Source organism: Trichocoleus sp. DQ-A2 (assembly GCF_039961915.1).
Lineage (GTDB): Bacteria > Cyanobacteriota > Cyanobacteriia > Cyanobacteriales > FACHB-T130 > FACHB-T130.
The window spans coordinates 1-15,853 of the sequence record NZ_JAMPKD010000046.1; the positions used below are offsets into that span (position 1 = coordinate 1).

16 protein-coding genes and 2 pseudogenes are annotated in these 15,853 nt (G+C 46.9%); 10 read left to right on the plus strand and 8 right to left on the minus strand.

Features of this window, described 5'->3' with window-relative positions:
* Positions 1-89: 89 nt before the first annotated feature.
* Both NC997_RS26610 and NC997_RS26615 read right to left on the minus strand, forming a co-directional pair.
* Positions 90-1,355: a b-glycosidase gene (locus NC997_RS26610; protein ID WP_190527986.1), complete on the minus strand. Its 1,266-nt coding sequence runs from the start codon at positions 1,353-1,355 to the stop codon at positions 90-92.
* A 98-nt stretch (positions 1,356-1,453) separates the two neighbouring features.
* Complete coding sequence (locus tag NC997_RS26615; RefSeq protein WP_199306210.1) at positions 1,454-2,287, minus strand: aldo/keto reductase; 834 nt, start codon at positions 2,285-2,287, stop codon at positions 1,454-1,456.
* A gap of 30 nt (positions 2,288-2,317) precedes the next feature.
* On the opposite strand from NC997_RS26615, the gene NC997_RS26620 reads away from it, so the two are divergent.
* Positions 2,318-2,506 (plus strand): hypothetical protein, encoded by a 189-nt coding sequence (locus tag NC997_RS26620; RefSeq protein ID WP_190412461.1) that lies wholly within the window; start codon positions 2,318-2,320, stop codon positions 2,504-2,506.
* 40 nt (positions 2,507-2,546) lie between these two features.
* Here NC997_RS26620 and NC997_RS26625 read toward each other — a convergent pair.
* Positions 2,547-2,843, minus strand: a pseudogene (locus tag NC997_RS26625) (Uma2 family endonuclease); the annotation flags it as partial.
* A gap of 68 nt (positions 2,844-2,911) precedes the next feature.
* Between NC997_RS26625 and NC997_RS26630 the strand changes: the two are divergent.
* Together NC997_RS26630 and NC997_RS26635 are read left to right on the plus strand one after the other, a co-directional pair.
* Positions 2,912-3,118 (plus strand): hypothetical protein, encoded by a 207-nt coding sequence (locus tag NC997_RS26630; protein WP_190527990.1) that lies wholly within the window; start codon positions 2,912-2,914, stop codon positions 3,116-3,118.
* Between the two features lie 193 nt (positions 3,119-3,311).
* On the plus strand, positions 3,312-3,656 hold the full coding sequence (locus NC997_RS26635) for a hypothetical protein (RefSeq protein ID WP_190432979.1): 345 nt from the start codon (positions 3,312-3,314) through the stop codon (positions 3,654-3,656).
* Between the two features lie 213 nt (positions 3,657-3,869).
* Here NC997_RS26635 and NC997_RS26640 read toward each other — a convergent pair.
* Together NC997_RS26640 and NC997_RS26645 are read right to left on the minus strand one after the other, a co-directional pair.
* Positions 3,870-4,175: pseudogene (locus tag NC997_RS26640) on the minus strand (Uma2 family endonuclease); the annotation flags it as partial.
* Between the two features lie 172 nt (positions 4,176-4,347).
* Positions 4,348-7,896, minus strand: coding sequence for a class I SAM-dependent DNA methyltransferase (locus tag NC997_RS26645; protein WP_199306211.1), 3,549 nt, complete (start codon positions 7,894-7,896; stop codon positions 4,348-4,350).
* 308 nt (positions 7,897-8,204) lie between these two features.
* Between NC997_RS26645 and NC997_RS26650 the strand changes: the two genes are divergently transcribed.
* Positions 8,205-8,789 carry an alpha-ketoglutarate-dependent dioxygenase AlkB gene (locus NC997_RS26650; RefSeq protein WP_190527992.1) on the plus strand — a complete coding sequence of 195 codons (585 nt, stop codon included), beginning with the start codon at positions 8,205-8,207 and terminating at the stop codon, positions 8,787-8,789.
* Between the two features lie 201 nt (positions 8,790-8,990).
* Here NC997_RS26650 and NC997_RS26655 read toward each other — a convergent pair whose 3' ends face one another.
* The gene (locus NC997_RS26655; RefSeq protein WP_190527994.1) at positions 8,991-10,184 is read right to left on the minus strand and encodes a GUN4 domain-containing protein; all 1,194 of its coding nucleotides are present in this window, start codon (positions 10,182-10,184) and stop codon (positions 8,991-8,993) included.
* 58 nt (positions 10,185-10,242) lie between these two features.
* On the opposite strand from NC997_RS26655, the gene NC997_RS26660 reads away from it, so the two are divergent.
* From NC997_RS26660 to NC997_RS26670, 3 genes are all read left to right on the plus strand, one after another.
* Positions 10,243-10,530, plus strand: coding sequence for a hypothetical protein (locus NC997_RS26660; protein WP_190527995.1), 288 nt, complete (start codon positions 10,243-10,245; stop codon positions 10,528-10,530).
* Positions 10,531-10,766: 236 nt separating this feature from the next.
* The gene (locus NC997_RS26665; protein ID WP_190527996.1) at positions 10,767-11,003 is read left to right on the plus strand and encodes a helix-turn-helix domain-containing protein; all 237 of its coding nucleotides are present in this window, start codon (positions 10,767-10,769) and stop codon (positions 11,001-11,003) included.
* Entirely contained in the window at positions 11,004-12,320 is a 1,317-nt protein-coding gene (locus NC997_RS26670; protein ID WP_190527998.1) for a site-specific DNA-methyltransferase, read from the plus strand.
* On the opposite strand, the gene NC997_RS26675 is transcribed toward NC997_RS26670, so the two are convergent.
* Together NC997_RS26675 and NC997_RS26680 are read right to left on the minus strand one after the other, a co-directional pair.
* On the minus strand, positions 12,295-13,155 hold the full coding sequence (locus NC997_RS26675; RefSeq protein ID WP_190528000.1) for a hypothetical protein: 861 nt from the start codon (positions 13,153-13,155) through the stop codon (positions 12,295-12,297). The genes NC997_RS26670 and NC997_RS26675 overlap by 26 nt on opposite strands.
* 492 nt (positions 13,156-13,647) lie before the next feature.
* Complete coding sequence (locus NC997_RS26680; protein ID WP_190528002.1) at positions 13,648-14,058, minus strand: ester cyclase; 411 nt, start codon at positions 14,056-14,058, stop codon at positions 13,648-13,650.
* Between the two features lie 238 nt (positions 14,059-14,296).
* Between NC997_RS26680 and NC997_RS26685 the strand changes: the two genes are divergently transcribed.
* The 3 genes from NC997_RS26685 (at position 14,297) to NC997_RS26695 (ending at position 15,726) form a co-directional block, all read left to right on the plus strand.
* Complete coding sequence (locus NC997_RS26685; protein WP_190528004.1) at positions 14,297-14,887, plus strand: PadR family transcriptional regulator; 591 nt, start codon at positions 14,297-14,299, stop codon at positions 14,885-14,887.
* A gap of 13 nt (positions 14,888-14,900) precedes the next feature.
* Complete coding sequence (locus NC997_RS26690) at positions 14,901-15,146, plus strand: hypothetical protein (protein ID WP_190528005.1); 246 nt, start codon at positions 14,901-14,903, stop codon at positions 15,144-15,146.
* A gap of 100 nt (positions 15,147-15,246) precedes the next feature.
* Positions 15,247-15,726 carry a GNAT family N-acetyltransferase gene (locus NC997_RS26695; RefSeq protein ID WP_190528007.1) on the plus strand — a complete coding sequence of 160 codons (480 nt, stop codon included), beginning with the start codon at positions 15,247-15,249 and terminating at the stop codon, positions 15,724-15,726.
* Positions 15,727-15,853 lie beyond the last annotated feature (127 nt).

Here is a 15,853-nt window from a genome sequence, read left to right on the forward strand (position 1 = left end):
GTGAAATACCAGTGGCTTTCTGATTCCTTGATTGAGGAACTGAAACATCCTTCTATTCCCATGCAACTTGTGTAACTTGTACGCTATATCTAGCGCCTTTGCGTAAGTCCTGAACTCCAATTTCGATCGGCTTCTGGCTGCAATCGTTTAGCTGCGTCAATCACATCTTGCAGTTCTACTGGATCGCTCAAGGGGTCAGCATCAAGTGCCGTAACCCGATTGAATTCTTTCTGCCAGCGTCGTAGCTCTGCAATGTATGGCTCGCAAGGCACCCGCTTCAGATTATCCCCTTCTTCCACTAAATCGTAAATCCCGTTGTGCAGCCACTTTCCGGTATGCCAATCCGGCATATCAACAGCAGGGAATAAACAAATGCCATGCAAATCCATCCCAGAATTAACCGCTGCTAGAGACTCTTCTACTACGTCCTTTAGCCACTCATCTCTGCCTGCTTCCATCCCACTGGTTTCGCCAACGATCATCGGTCTGCGATAGCGTTCCCACACCCACCGCATTAGCTCGCAAAGCGGTTTGATGCGATCGTCGTGGGGTTCTAGCGCCTGATGGGGGCCATTTTCTCGGTATTCCATCTGACCGAAGGAATAGTGATTTGCCCCAACGATATCAAGAATTTCCGGGGAACCGCCGAGTTCAGGGTGTTCTTTCCCGTAGAGAATATCCCACGCCAAAAAGGTATCCACATAGGTTTCCACATGTGCTGCGTCGATCTGGTCCGGGCGATCGCGCGGTGCAACCACCTGAACCAAGGGATCGATGTGAACCATCCTAGAGGCAGGTTCTACCTCCCGAATCGCTTTCACCCCTGCGATCGCTGCCTTACACAACGCCAATCGCAAGCGAAAACGGTCTTCTTTTGTGGTTTTATAAGGAGCAACCCAACCCCACTCACCACCGCAGAACGAGAAAAACGTAATTTCATTAATCGGCGTGAAAAAATAGGGGCCACGCAAGCGGGGAATTACATACTCTGCTGCGGCGCGACAGTAACGGGCAAAGCGCTCGGTAAACTCCTCACTAAATGGATCGAGATCGTCTGGATATCCGTAGTGGCAGAGATCCCAGATGGGAACGATCTGCGTCTGCTGCATTGCTTTGATCGTGGTGTCAAGGCTAGAGAAGTCGTAGCAGCCATTACGATCGACTAGAGGCCAAGGAATCCCTTCTCGTGCCACATCAATTCCCAGCGATCGCAAGATGTTGTAATCTTCCTGCGCGTGGCAATCGTGCTGTGTCTCTTTAATTAGATTTCGCCGTTGCTTGTCCTTCCAGAGAAACGTCGAACACTCAAAGCCAGAGATGAAGAAGGTGGGGAAGATTCCAGGTCGTTGAGCCATGCGTTTGCTCTGTAAGTTAACTCGTCATGGTAGGCACTCTTGCTCATTTGAGACACTATCCAACGCGAGATAAATCCGTTGAGTTCTTTGAGAAGTATTTACAGCATTTCTAAGGAAACAGGTTTAGTGGGTGCTGGAAAGGCAGCATCTAAGGAAGCCAATTCATCAGCACTCAATTTCAAATTCAAGGCAGCATAATTCTGCTCTACATGGTCAATGCGGCTGGATTTGGGAATTACAATTACATTGTCTTGATGCAACAACCAGGCGATCGCTACTTGAGCCGCAATGACTCCTCGTTCTTGAGCGATCGTCTTGAGTGTTTGATTGTTCAGCAAACGCCCTTGCTCAATCGGGGAATATGCCATGATTGGAGTATCTCGTTGCCGACACCACGGCAGCAAGTTCCACTCAATCCCCCGTCGCATCAGGTTGTAGAGGACTTGATTGGTAGCAATTCCTTTCCCACCCTTCAACCCAAAGGCTTCTTCCATATCCTCGGCATCAAAATTACTCACCCCATAGCTGCGAATTTTGCCGGATTGTTGAAGCGTCGCCAATGCTTCCAGCGTCTCTGCCAGTGGCACAGAACCGCGCCAGTGCAGCAGGTAAAGGTCAAGATAGTCAGTTTTCAACCGCTGGAGACTTCTTTCGCAGGCAGCAATTGTCCCTCGTTTTGAGGCGTTATGAGGGTAGACCTTGCTAACGAGAAAAACTTCTGCACGACGATTTGCGATCGCCTGGGCGATTACTTCTTCTGCACCGCCTTCGCCATACATTTCGGCGGTGTCAATCAGAGTTAGACCCAGATCGAGTCCGTGGCGTAAGGCATCTATTTCGCTTTGGCGATTCCTAGCATTCTCCCCCATCTGCCAGGTGCCCATGCCAAGAACCGGAATTAATTGTCCAGAAGGTAGTTTAAGGGTTCGCATAGCAGTTTCCATCTATTCAAGCTATTGCCCTTGAGCGCTTTTTGGCTGACGCATGGGCATGGCATCAATTGTAGAGAAAAGCGCTGTTGTGGGAAACGCAATGAGCTTGTAGTTCTGCTTGCACTTGTTCTCATCGCAATGCGGCGATCGCCTTCTCTATCAACTGCTGGCAAGCTTCTAGTTGAGTCACATCAGTGGGAATTGCGATCGCCGTTATAGTGAAATACCGAAGATCAGAGCCGCGATCGCCTTTGGTCAGCTATTTCTGGAGTGCCTGTTGAAAGGTCTTGATGGCATCAACGTGATTCACCATATTGATGCAACGTAACAACAAATCCAGATCGATCCCTTTCATTTCCTCACTACTGGAAATTTTTTCGTAGTCCAGAGTGTTGCCCTCTCCCCGCAGGTGATAAATCTCTAGCACTCCGTCTTCCCAGAACCACACTTCAGGAATCTTCAGGCGCTTGTATACCTCTAGTTTGTTAATGCCGCCACTGGTAAACACCACTTCGATCGCCAGATCGGGACGCACTCGACCAGGGGTAAGTTTATAGAACCCATTTGACATCTCAACAAAAGACTTTCAGCCTCTTGTTGAGATGTCAAATGGGTTCTATAGGCATGGCAAAGCTTATCTCTGTACTACCCTCTTGTGCTGGGATGCTGTTTAGGCGATCGCTTCCTGACCCCTTGAAAATGACCTACAAGCATTTGACCTTGGTGTTCCTGCCTACCCCTTCCCGTGGCTCTCGTAGGTTGCTAGAACAGAATCCGGAAACTTCTCAACGTCTCCCCTCTATCAGGTTTCTGCGATGCGATCTCTTATAGCAGCAACGCTTCGCGATCACTTTCAGCCTCTACTCATCCCTACTCAATCTTCCAATTAGGCGTTAAACCCGAAGTAACTTGGCTATACATTTGCAAGACCGATGCAGAAATACGTCCTGAGAGTTTTGCGATCGCCCATAGCGCTCTTGTAAAATCATTTTCAATTGTTGAGAATTCGCCCAAGAAAAAGTTTATGGCAGATATGTCCGGTCAAGACCCCTCAGAAATCATAATGGCAACGGTTGATGAAGAACGAAAAGGCACAACTTTCAGCGGTCAGGTCATCCTTGGTATACATCCTGAGGGTGGGCAAGTCGTTTTATTTAGCGACTTTTTAATTGAAGATTATAAAGGCGAACTTACCGCTTATCTGGCAACAGATGGCGATATAACGAAAAGCATTGATTTGGGCGAACTCGATCATAAAAACCCCAGTTTTTGGCTGCCAATTCCGCCGGGAACGGATACATCACCCTACAATACAGTCGTGTTGAGCGACAAAAAAAGCAAGAAAAAAATCCTGACGATCAATCTATAAAATTTGTAACTTAGCTCGTAGTTCAGCCAAATTCGATTGCCCTCTTGTATAGAACCCATTTGAGAGCTATTCCTGAAACTAAAAGCCTTGCAGCTAGCTGGTTTTATCCCTGTTCTTGCAAAAAACAGTCGAGTTTAAGCAGGCTCTATCATTGATCGCAAAGTAACGGCTTACTTCAAAGCCTTGCACCCCAGCAAAAGATGTCAAATGGGTTCTATAGGATTCATCCGCCTCTCGCTTGACGGCTCCAGCTTCACTTTCTAGGATCATGGAGCCAGTTGGGGTGAAGTCAAACCCTGCTATAAGCAGGTAAAGCTCCACCAATGCACCGATCCTCTTCTTAACTGTTTCGTGGGGTTCCCCTGGCATCCGTCGAATCTCCAGTACTCCATCCAGGAAGGAAAGCCGATATCCTGGACGGTCTAACAATTGCTCGACTGCTTTGAACTCTCTCCAGGTCAATCCCTCAAACAGGAGGGGTTCTTCCTTTTGGGGTATTGCTATCGTTGCCGTGGTCATAAGAGTCTCTGGTCTGTTTCCTTTCTTAGGAGTGATGGGGTTTGGATGGCGATCGCTTTAACGTAACTTCTTTTATGGTATGGGGCTAGAAGGCATATAGCCGATTATTTGCCCTCTGCGATCGCTACTTCTTCCTCAGCCAATCGATAAGGAGTAATGGTTCTGCTAATTTCTAGCTTGCCTTTTGCAACTCCGCCAGATACCAGCGAACGACTTCGTCGCGCGAAGCGCTATCGCTTCCTTCTTCTTCATGCTTGGCAAAAATTCCCAATGCTTCCAGGCTTTCGAGACAGGTGAGAATAATTTGTTTTTGTCGAGATGCGCCTTTGAATTGAGCCGCAATTTGCTCCACTGTCCATTCGCCGCCTTGAGTGCGGAGCAAATCGCGCACCGCAGCGAGTTGATCTTTGAAGGCTTTGGGAAATTTTTGTTGTTCAACGGGGGCGCTCGCAGTTTCCTCTTGAACTTCAGCGCTACCTTCAATTACTTGCTGAATATGTACTTCACCGGGAGCCTGATATTCTGGACGCAACCAGCGAATCAACCCATTGCGTTCTTCTTCAGCGCGTTCTGCGTTTAAGGCGACCAATCGTTCCAAAATAATCTCATCCAAGTTCTGCATTGCTCCCCCCTCAATTCCCTCTTGAACAACGGAAGAAGCCGAACCATCCGCATTCTCCCCTCTTTTTAAGGAGGGTTGGGGGGGATCTAACAAATCGCTCCAGCCATACGCCTCAAACACTGCTAAATCCAACTCATCATGGATTTGCTTTAGCGTGGAAACCAGCGCTTTGTTGTTAAAATCCCGGTCTTTTTCGGTAAGTTCGACCCCTGCGCGGATTTTTTCCAGCAGGTTATACATAGCGGTGATGGTGACATCGGGATGCTGTGCCTGAACACGCTTGCGGTGGGCATCGAGACGTTCGCCCAGTTCGCGGATTTTTTGTTTGAGTTCGAGTGTGGGTTCTGGGAAGGGGAAGGGGTCGAAGCAACGAGTTTTGTTGTAACGCGGATCGTTGCCAAAACCTAACCTTCCGCCTGCTGCAAGTGCCCAAGTGACATGAATTTTGCTAGAGAGAACTCCTAAGAAATAAGCATCATCAAGAGCAATCGCAATCAACATATTGTCTGGAACAACATCATGAGCCAAAAATACAAACACACGATGCTTGGCAGTTTCAACTGTTGTAATGTAGCTGCTTAAACCCTTCAAAGCAGGTCTAAAGTTGGTGCGAGGCTCCCCAAAAATCCACCATTTCTCACGGTATATTGCACGATTGTTCTGATCTCTTTCCGGCTTAACTCTTTCACGTACCCACTGATAGACTTTAGGATATCTTTCAAAAACTTCTTTCTCGCTTAGACCATAAAGATCGATTACTAATGAATTTCTTGTAGATTGAAGCAAATCACGTCCATTTAGATAGGGATAAATCACTTCAGGCTCTAGATTGATTGCCTCTTTTTGCGTCACACAAAAACCCATTCCATGAAGCTTCATACCTGGGCAACATATACTAGCGTTACTTTTCAATGAAATAGTACTCGCAATGTTTGCTCCAGCCTTAAGATTACTAAAAATACTTCCTACATTCTTTACTATGACTTCAACTTGTTCCGCCGAATCTTCTGGTGTTTCTGCATCCACTTCTTGGACGACCTTTCCAAGCTGTGCAACTTGAATAATATTTGATGAATCCGCTTGTCCTACAGTCATTGCAATTCTGACCGCTGCGCCTTCATTTGTCCAGGGATGATCCGCGATCGCAAATATCAAGCGAATCGGATTCTTTTGATTTTGATGGAACTCAATAACTTTTCTTTGGCGAACTTGATGAATGCTATTTGTTGTGATGAAGCCGAACCGAGTAATGTAGTTGGCTCTGGCTAGTTCTGCTGCTTTGTGCCACCAGTACATCACATAATCACCTGTTTCAGGCACATCTGGATATATCTGGCGCAACACTTCTGTGTATCCATCGCCCAAGCGATCGCGCATTCTTGCATTTCCAACAAATGGTGGATTACTCACCACATAATCCGCCTCCTGCCACTCAGCCAATCGCGGATTAATATACCGATAGATCGGAATCCGATCGCTCGGATCGGGAACCATTTCCCCCGTCACCGGATGCTTCATCATCTGTCCGCCCCATCGTGTTCTCACCTTGCCTGTCTTCGGGTCAACATCCTCTTCCTTACCGTCATACGCCAGCACCGCATCCCGACATTCAATGTTTTTGTATTCGCGCAACACCGGCTCTACGGGAGGAATGTTGCCAAACCGTCTGAAGTGCCACTGCAAATAACCAATCCAGATGACCAAATCAGCGATCGCCGCCGCGCGGGGGTTAATCTCAATCCCCAAAAACTGCGATGGGTTCACCTGGGCAATATCCAACCGTAGCTGTGCCTGTCCCGTCACATCTTCCAGACGGCGCAACACCTCCGATTCCAGTTGCTTGATCAAATCCAGCGTCACATACAAGAAATTCCCTGACCCACACGCCGGATCGAGAATTCGCACCTGGCGTAACTCTGTCAGAAACCCTTCCAATGCTGCAACAGCTTTCTTCTTCTGGGCAGCAGTCGGCTCTTTTTCCACATCCCCCAAAATTTGCTTCACTTCCCCCTGCACCAGATCCCACTGTTCCCGCAACGGTTCCATTACCACCGGACGCACCAACCGCTCCACATACGATCTAGGGGTATAGTGTGCCCCCAGTTTGCTGCGTTCCTTTGAATCCAATGCCCGTTCCAGCAACGTGCCAAAAATCGCAGGCTCTACATCCTTCCATTCCCGCTTCGCTGCCGTTAGCAACACCCGAAGCTGATCTGCCGTCAACTCAAACGCCCTTGCCTCGGCAAATAATCCCCCATTAAACTTCAACAACCTGCCATAAAAGCCAAAGCTTGTCCCATCATTCATTGCCTGCCAAAGCGCTTCCACCTCCGGCTTAAAACTCTTAGGATTGGGCAACCATCGCGTCTCCAACGCCTCTGTGAATAAATGCTCCTTCAATAGCCCCACATCTTCGGCAAACATGGTGAAGATGCAGCGCATGAGGAAATGGGCAACCTCTTCCGGTTCATGCAGACCTTCTAACCGCTTTGATAATTCTGCCAAGTCTGCTGCTACTTCTCGCGTCACCTTCGCCGCAATCTTTTCAGGGTTGCGCTTTTGCGGATCGGTAAAGATGTCAACGAATAAATCAAAAATCTCTGGCTTTCGCAGAGCAGTCAGTCCAATATCCTGACGCGCCCCATATCCGCCATAGTCACCACTGAAGCCCATCCACAGCTCGAAGTGATCGCCAATATCACAGGTCAACAGAAATGGAGGTTTACTGGGTAAATTGCGCGTATAAGCGCTCGCCTGCACAAATGCTGCTTCCATTGCCTTGAGGTAAGTATTCGTGCCGCGTTTTGCCGTTCCTTTACCAGATTTTTCGCTGCCCTGCTTCGCCTCGATCAAAAAATGAGCGGCTTTGTAGAAGTCAATATAACCTGGTGTTTTCTTGCCACTGGGATGATAAATCGTGATGTCTTTATCAAAACAGTACGGATCGCCTGTCACACTACCCTTCACATCCGGACGCTTCACTCCCAGCGCATCACATAGTTCCGAAAAGAACATTTGATAGTTAGCACGTTCATTGCCACTAGAATTTTGCCAACGGGTAATAAACTGCTCAATTCGGGCTGCATCGGATGGAGTCATGAGTGGCTTGTTTTGGAGGTCAGGAAATTGGGGGACAGAATCCTATGAGGCGATTGTGAAATCATCTCCTCATGGTTAGTATTCCCACTTACACCCCCAACCTACAAACTCTCAACTTGGCTGTCGAGGTTTTATGAGAAAATCCACCCTCAAACCCTCACCTTCCGACCTCTGAACTCGAAACTGCGACTTTGCTCAAGGTTTTGCGCGAGAGGAGGAGGAAGTAGCGAAGGCTCTGGCAGGATTACCTGTTGTCGGTTAGGGTTCTGGAAAGCTGATTTCTTGCCGCCCTCAGTTGTGTTTGTCTTATGCTCAGTATCCCTCTGCAACTGCCTGACGCAGATATCATCTTCTACCCGTCTCTGCTAGATGAGGAGGAAAGCGATCGCTTGCTCACACAACTGACTGAAACAATCGACTGGCGACAAGACTGGATTAGCATCTACGGGCGCTCAATGCCTCAACCCAGGCTAACGGCTTGGTATAGTAATCCCGGTATATCCTACACTTACTCTGGCATCACGATGCACCCCTCTCCCTGGACACGCACGCTACTTGACCTCAAGGCAAAGGCTGAAGCCGTTTCTGGTGTGGTGTTCAACAGCGTGTTGCTCAATCTCTACCGAGATGGCAATGACAGTATGGGCTGGCACAGCGATGATGAACCGGAGCTAGGACACAATCCAGTCATTGGTTCTCTGAGTTTGGGAGGAACGCGGCGGTTCATGCTGCGGCATCGAGCCGAGAAAGGCTTGAAGCATCAACTGGAGTTAACTTCTGGTAGTTTCTTGTTGATGCAAGGGACAACGCAGCACTACTGGCAGCATCAAATTCCTAAAACTAAACGTCCGGTTCCTCCCCGGATTAATTTGACCTTTCGAGTCATTGGCTGATCAACAAGCATAAGCCTCACTGATTCACTTGGACAGGTTGATGCTGAATTTCAGTTGTTGCGGGAAACGCGATGACCTTGTAGTTCTGCTGGCAGGAGAAGGGGCAATCAGTAAGCTGAAACGGCGATCGCGTACAGCCCTTTGGGCATGAAAACAGCGAAGCGAGGCTAACGCCTCGCGCTGACTTGTCAGTTCGCCTAACTAGCGAACTTGACACTGATTGAGCTTGGTAAACAAAGCAGGCACGTAGTCGTAATAGCGATCGCTAGCAAGATAAATGGCATCCGTGGTACAACTGCCACAACCAGGTTCGCTGAGCATGTCACTCAATAAGTTAGAGGAAATTCCTCCCCAAGGAAACTGTCCGATTGGTGCCGTAGCAGTAGAGTTCAGTTCTGAATCCAACCGCCATTTGGTTCCAGCTAACACTACCCCAAAAGGATTCTTTTCCGGTAATGGTTGGGATCTGTACCATCCCACTGCCTGCCCGAACTTCTCAACTCGTGCTTTCGGATTTTTCGTCTGGGAGGCAGTTTGCTGCCAGATGCGCTTTTGAGCGCTGTACCCAAAGCGTCCCTTACTAGCTTGCGACCAGAGGGTATCTATGGTACGAAAGTCTTCGCAGGGAAGACTATTGAGCAGAGTTTTGCTGCCGTAGAGTAAGTCTGCACCCTGTCCTTGGAGTTTCTGCAATCGCTGGAAGATGGCGCGAGTCTCCACATCCGCACCCCGCCAGTCACCGGCGGCTAAAAGGCTTTTGAGGCGGCTGTAGTTGATGCGCCATTTATTAGGAGAAGTGCTAGCGATCGCATCGAAAGTAAAGCTTTTAACGATGTCCTGATATACCTGCCGGATGGAATCGTTCTTTTGCAGGTAAGCGCCTTGTAGCCGAAATACATAGCGACCATCGGCGCTGCTTAACAGCACGTTATCAGACTCGTAGAGTCCAGTCGAAGTGTAAGCGATCGCTTTCTGTCCAGCAACGGTGAGGGGACGATCGTCATTTTGGCTGAGTTCGCCTTTCCAACTGGTTAGGGGCAACCGCTTGGAGTTGTCGTAAACAGTGATGCTGACGATCGGAGGAGTTTCAGGTAAATTTTCCCGGTTCAAAAAATCTTTCTGCTGCCAGACTTCTAGGACTTCCAGCGGGGGACTTGGCTTCGTTGATTGAGTCGTTTCCGTAGGCGTGATGACATAGCCACGCGGGGAAACGAAGCGAAACCCAAAGCGATCGCTCAGGTAAAAGACATCCCGACTTTGGACGGTTGAGGAGTTGGCAGCAGGTTTGGCAGCAATTGCTACAGGTGCGGGAGATTGAGTGGAGGATGTTGGAAGATTGGTGCTACAGCCAATAGCCAGAAATGTCAGTAGTCCAACTGCAATAGAGCGCTTCATATCGCTAGCTTAAGTATTCTTTAATCTTGATGTCGTCTCCAGTCTGGCAAGTTTGCGATTGAATCGGTTGCTTTGTTTCAGTTTGAGATACAAAAGCGATCACTTTGTATATTCGCGCTGGCGATCGCGCCTGAAAATTACACATAGCGATTGGGAAGCAGTGCGATCGCACTACTACGTGCAGCGAAAAATTAGCAAAGATGCGATTACTCTGTTGAAGAATGTTAGCGAGTTCTTACTGACAACTTGCAATAGACAAGATATTTTAGTTCTTGCTCCAGATCTGAGACTACTTCAACCCATTCTGGTGTTCCGAATTCTAGTATGGGCGATCGCACACCATTAGATATCCTCTCAACTATATCCCCACCAAGGACTTGCAAGCTAACGGTTGCGTTCAGCCGCGGCAGATAATACCGAAGTCACCATCAGCGGCTTTTGTCCGACCCCTGCAACAATTGTTAGATGTCGTGGGTGCGATGTAGTGCAACTCGCCTATCAGAAGTATCCTTATTCTAAGACGACAAAAGCGACAGTTGCGACGCGAACATCTTAGCGATACAATAACGACAAAAGCGACTTATGCGACATAAGCGACAGGAGCAAGAGAAGAATGGTGGGGACAACGGACAGTTTTTAACCACTAATGAAATAGCAGAGATTCTTCGGGTGCATCAGAGAACGGTGCAGCGATGGATCTCATCTAATCGGCTTAAAGCGACAAAGGTTGGACCAAAAATTTTGAGAGTCCGTAAGCAGGATCTCGACGAATTTCTCGAAAGTCAAGAGAAAGATAACCAGGAACAAGCAGAAAGTTAGATGGCAACAGGGATACCGAGCAAACTCAAACGCAATGGCACTTCCAGAAATGGTAATGGAAGTTCCTTCAGATTAGAGTATGAGGGGAAAGTGACAATTGAAGAAATTCTTAACATCTCTCCAGCACAGTTGCATTGTGTTGTCAGTGTAGAAAAACAGCCTAAGAATCGATTGATTTACGGTGAAAATTTAAGGGTTATTAAAGCTTTATTAGATGATGTTAATATTGCTGGAAAGATTAAGTTAATTTACATCGATCCGCCGTATGCTACAGGTGCTGGCTTTCAATCCAGGAAACAGAACCATGCTTATCATGATTTGATAAATGGGGCTGATTATTTAGAATTTCTGCGTCAAAGGTTAATTCTGCTTAGAGAACTACTGGCTAATGATGGCTCTATTTATGTCCATTTAGATGAGAATATGGCTTTCCCCGTCAAAGTTTTGATGGACGAAATTTTTGGAGCTAGGAATTTCCGAAATTGGATAACAAGGAAGAAATGCAATCCTAAGAACTATACGCGGAACCAGTATGGAAATATTTCAGACTACATTTTGTTCTATACAAAAAGCGAAAGCTATATATGGAATCAAGCATTTGAATCTTGGACAGACACTACAGCTAAAAAAGAATACCAGTATATAGAAGAAGAAACTGGAAGACGTTATAAAAAGGTTCCTATTCATGCTCCCGGAACAAGGAATGGTGCTACTGGTCAGCCGTGGAGAGGAATGCTTCCACCTCCTGGTAAACACTGGCAGTATACGCCTGAAACCCTAGATGAAATGGATTTGAGAGGCGAGATTTATTGGTCTTCGACAGGAAATCCTAGACGAAAAGTGTATCTTGATAATAGCAAAGGTATCCCAGTTCAGGATATTTGGCTTAATTTCAAAGATGCCCATAATCAAAACATCAAGATCACAGGCTATCCAACTGAAAAAAATTCAGAAATACTTAAACGTATTATTCTTGCCTCTTCTAATAAAGGAGATATAGTGCTAGATGCTTTTTCTGGAAGTGGTACGACAGTTGCAGTTGCAGAAGAACTAGAAAGACAATGGGTAGCTATAGATAATTCTCTGCTTGCGATAGAGACTACGGTTCATCGCTTAGCTAAAGGTACTGAACCAATGGGCGATTTTGTTAACAAAAATGGAACTCAGATGAAACAAGAACCCCTGTTAGGCACCAGTAGGGTGTTACGTAGTGGAGTTGATATATATTTTGAGATTTCGTCAGATATACAGAGTATTCCAGAAGCTTCAATCCAGGAGTGGAACAGTAAGCTCAACTTTCAAGCCAATCTTTGGTGAATCGCTCATCCAGCATTTTGAGAGTACATACCATTACTCTTCTTCTGCCATAGCTTTCTAAAGCAGCGTAGTCATTCCACATAGAACCGAGCGTAAGTCCCGGACCGTCGTTTAGAAAAAATACTTTTAGAGGTAATTCATACGTATCGGCATATCTGAGAATATCGGTCACTTTATCTCTGTTTCCACCTGTACGATCGTCTTCTTGCGCTCCACCACGATCTGAATCGTAGCGAGCGAATCCTATAACCAGTGGCATTTTATCATTACGAGAAATGAGAATGTCTGCTGGTGTTTTTGCTTCCCAATCCTTCAAAACTTCATCAAGCATCACATCCCTTCCAGCACGTACCGGACCTTGAATCAAATACTCTGAACCAAAACTCTTCTCAAACCAGAGGAAAAACGCTTCGGTTAGTTCGTATCCCTTCTGTCCACGGCTTTTATACTCCATAAGAATAGCCATGAGTGCTTCGTCAGGGTTTGGACGACTTGCCAAGTTTGCTCTAACTTGCTCTATGTCTCTAAATCTATGTCCATAGTCTTCAATGATACTGGGAATCTTCCTCTTGACCTTCAGCATCTCAACAGAGGTGTCCGGCGATACATATTTACGGAAAACCCGCAGCAACTGAGTTCGAGAGGGATTTGGTTTCGCTGCAATGCTTGTAAGCAAGTCAGCAGAACTGCTAGCCATACCAGCTAACTCTGCAAACTGCTCTATGACACTGCCGTAAAAAGTTTTCGCTTCATCAAGGTAGTCTGGGTAGAACTCTGAGTCGATGAAAGTAATGTATTGAGAGGCTCTGTTTTTATAGTCACCAAACAAGATCAATAGACACCTCCTTAATAGCTGTTGTACCTACTAATTTTAATGAGGTGTTCCTACAACGGAGTAAAGCATCTTGTTTTTTAAGCATAGTCTGCGATGCTTCGCTCTATTTCTAGGCTCGCTCGCTTCCATTTGCTGAGAACTTTCTTTGAACATTTGGGAGCTCGCATTCTTGATGAAGGGAGAGCGATCATATTCACCCAAAACTAAGCAAGTGCGATCGCGCCTGACAATTACAAATATTGGTTGAGAAGAAGAGCGATCGCAGTGATACCTACGCGCAGCGTTGTTTTACCCATCAGCTCAAAGCAGTGTCTCACCGGCAACCTTGCCCTAACTTAAGCCTAAACACAAATAGATAACCTTCATAGTGCCATAGTGCTGTGTGCCCTAGTGCTGTCCGCACCGATACAACTCAGAAGACGAAAAGCAAACTTAAGCCGCCTTTGCTGCCGACACTCGGATGAGCTTCGTTGTTGTGCAACACTTACAAGCCTATGAGACTGGTAAACCAATTTGCGTGAACCAAGTGTACTTGTCTATGTAGCCACGCTGGAAACGAATTTTGCCATCAATGACCTGAAAGAAGCCACACCCGCGTAGTGTAAAACTCTTGCCGGTTGGTGGGTTGCCGCCAAGCTCACCCAAGAATGTACCGCCACCGCTCCACTCAATGATGACCCACTCACCATCCTCGAAGATATTTTCAGGATGCGTGTAGTTGTCTGGAAAGGCATTGAAGAAGGTGATGAAACTCTCAAGCAGTACCTTGCGCCCTTGAAGTGGGGCACCAAAAGCAACTTGATGGTTGATGGCATCATCGTGATAAAGCTCGATGAGTGCGTAAGGATCGCGAGCGTTATAGGCAGCAACCCAGTCGTGTAGAACTTCTTTGGGCGATTTCATATCGCTAATCATACCAAAGACAATTGCGACCAAATATTATTTGGCTGCACAACGGTGATGCTAAGTGCTGGCAAACAACCGCAATGCTGCCAAATGAATCACATAAATATTGTTAGTGGGTGATTGACAACTGAGCAGGTATATAAAACTTGTCATTGTCGAATCCGATATATCGCGATAGATTAGTTTTATAATTAAACGATATATCGCGATAACTCACAAACACAAGGAGCAAAGTATGTTCAGACACAGACAATTTCATCCCAGTTTTTTCGTACCAGCATGGGCAGGAGAAGGACAAGGACTTAGCAATCAATTCTTTATGAGTGGGCGACATGGACGCAGAGGTTCGTCGGGTGGCGGATGGGGAGATGAGCCTCGCACTCGTCGCGGTGACATTAAGTTCATTCTGCTTGGGCTTCTATCTGAGCGTCCCCAGCATGGTTATGAATTAATGAAAGAGCTGGAAGCACGTCGCGGTGGCTTTCGCCGCCCTAGTCCAGGCTCTGTCTATCCAACGCTTCAGATGCTGGAAGAAGGCGGTTATTTGACCAGTGAGGAAGTCGATGGCAAGCGGGTTTATACGATTACCGAGAGTGGCAGACAATTCTTGAGCGATCGCAACCAGCACTCTCATTCAAGAAACGCTCACGACAGTTTTACGGAAAATAAGCCTTCTGGATTGATTGAGTTGCGCCATACTTTAACCCAGTTGAATGATGCTGTCACCCAAGTTGCTCGAAGTGGCAATGTGGAGCAAGGCAATCGAGTACGCGATCTGCTTGTTCAGGTAAAGCGTGAGATTTACAAGCTGCTTGCAGAGCAGTAAGCGGGAGGTTGTTATGTTAGAGGTAACGAACTGCCCAACTTGCGGTGCTGTCTGTCGTATTCTGGGTCAAGACGCTGAGGGTTTACCACACATGAGAGCCTTTCAAAACACTGATGCACAGCAGAAAATTGAACAGTTGAAGAAATCTCTACACCATCTTCGGGAAACGCTTCACCAGGAACGGGCGACTGCAAAAGCCAAGATTCTCGCTCTAGAAGCGGAACTCTCAAACTTGCGAAAACCGATTGGCGTTGATTGAGGCAAGTTGCTGTAAGCATTCAAAACCAAGCTATCAGAGCTTGTATTATATTGTAGTATGTTGGATAAAGCTTGCAGAGTTAACTGGAGTTCATGTGGGAATGCAAATTGAACCATACGAGCCTCGCCACCTTGATGCTGTTATTCGTCTTTCGCTTCGGGCGTGGACTCCAGTCTTTGATTCGATTCAGAACGCGATGAACGCTGATGTGTACCAGGCATTTTATCCCAATCACTGGCGCGTGAGTCAGCAAAAAGCGGTCGAGGATGTCTGCGCGACGGAAGACACGGGTGTATGGATTGCGATCGATGCAGGTTCTACTGTTGGCTTTGTAGCCGTGAAACTCCACTCAGAGGACAGCATGGGTGAAATCTACATGGTTGCTGTCGATCCGGACTTTCAAGGTCGCGGCATTGGTAGTGCGCTGATAGAATTCGCTCTGGCTTGGATGAAAGATGCTGGGATGTCTATTGCTATGGTTGAGACTGGGGGCGATCCCGGTCATGCCCCAGCCCGTCACACCTATGAAAAGGTGGGCTTCGAGCTATTCCCAGTTGCCAGATACTTTAAGAAGCTTTAAGTGCAGTTGTTAAATAAGTGCTTATGTAAAATAAATTACACATAATAAAAAGTAGAATAAGCTAAAACAAAAGTCAAGAAAACAAGAGACTTATGAGATTTATTAGAGATTTAAGCCGAGAAACTCA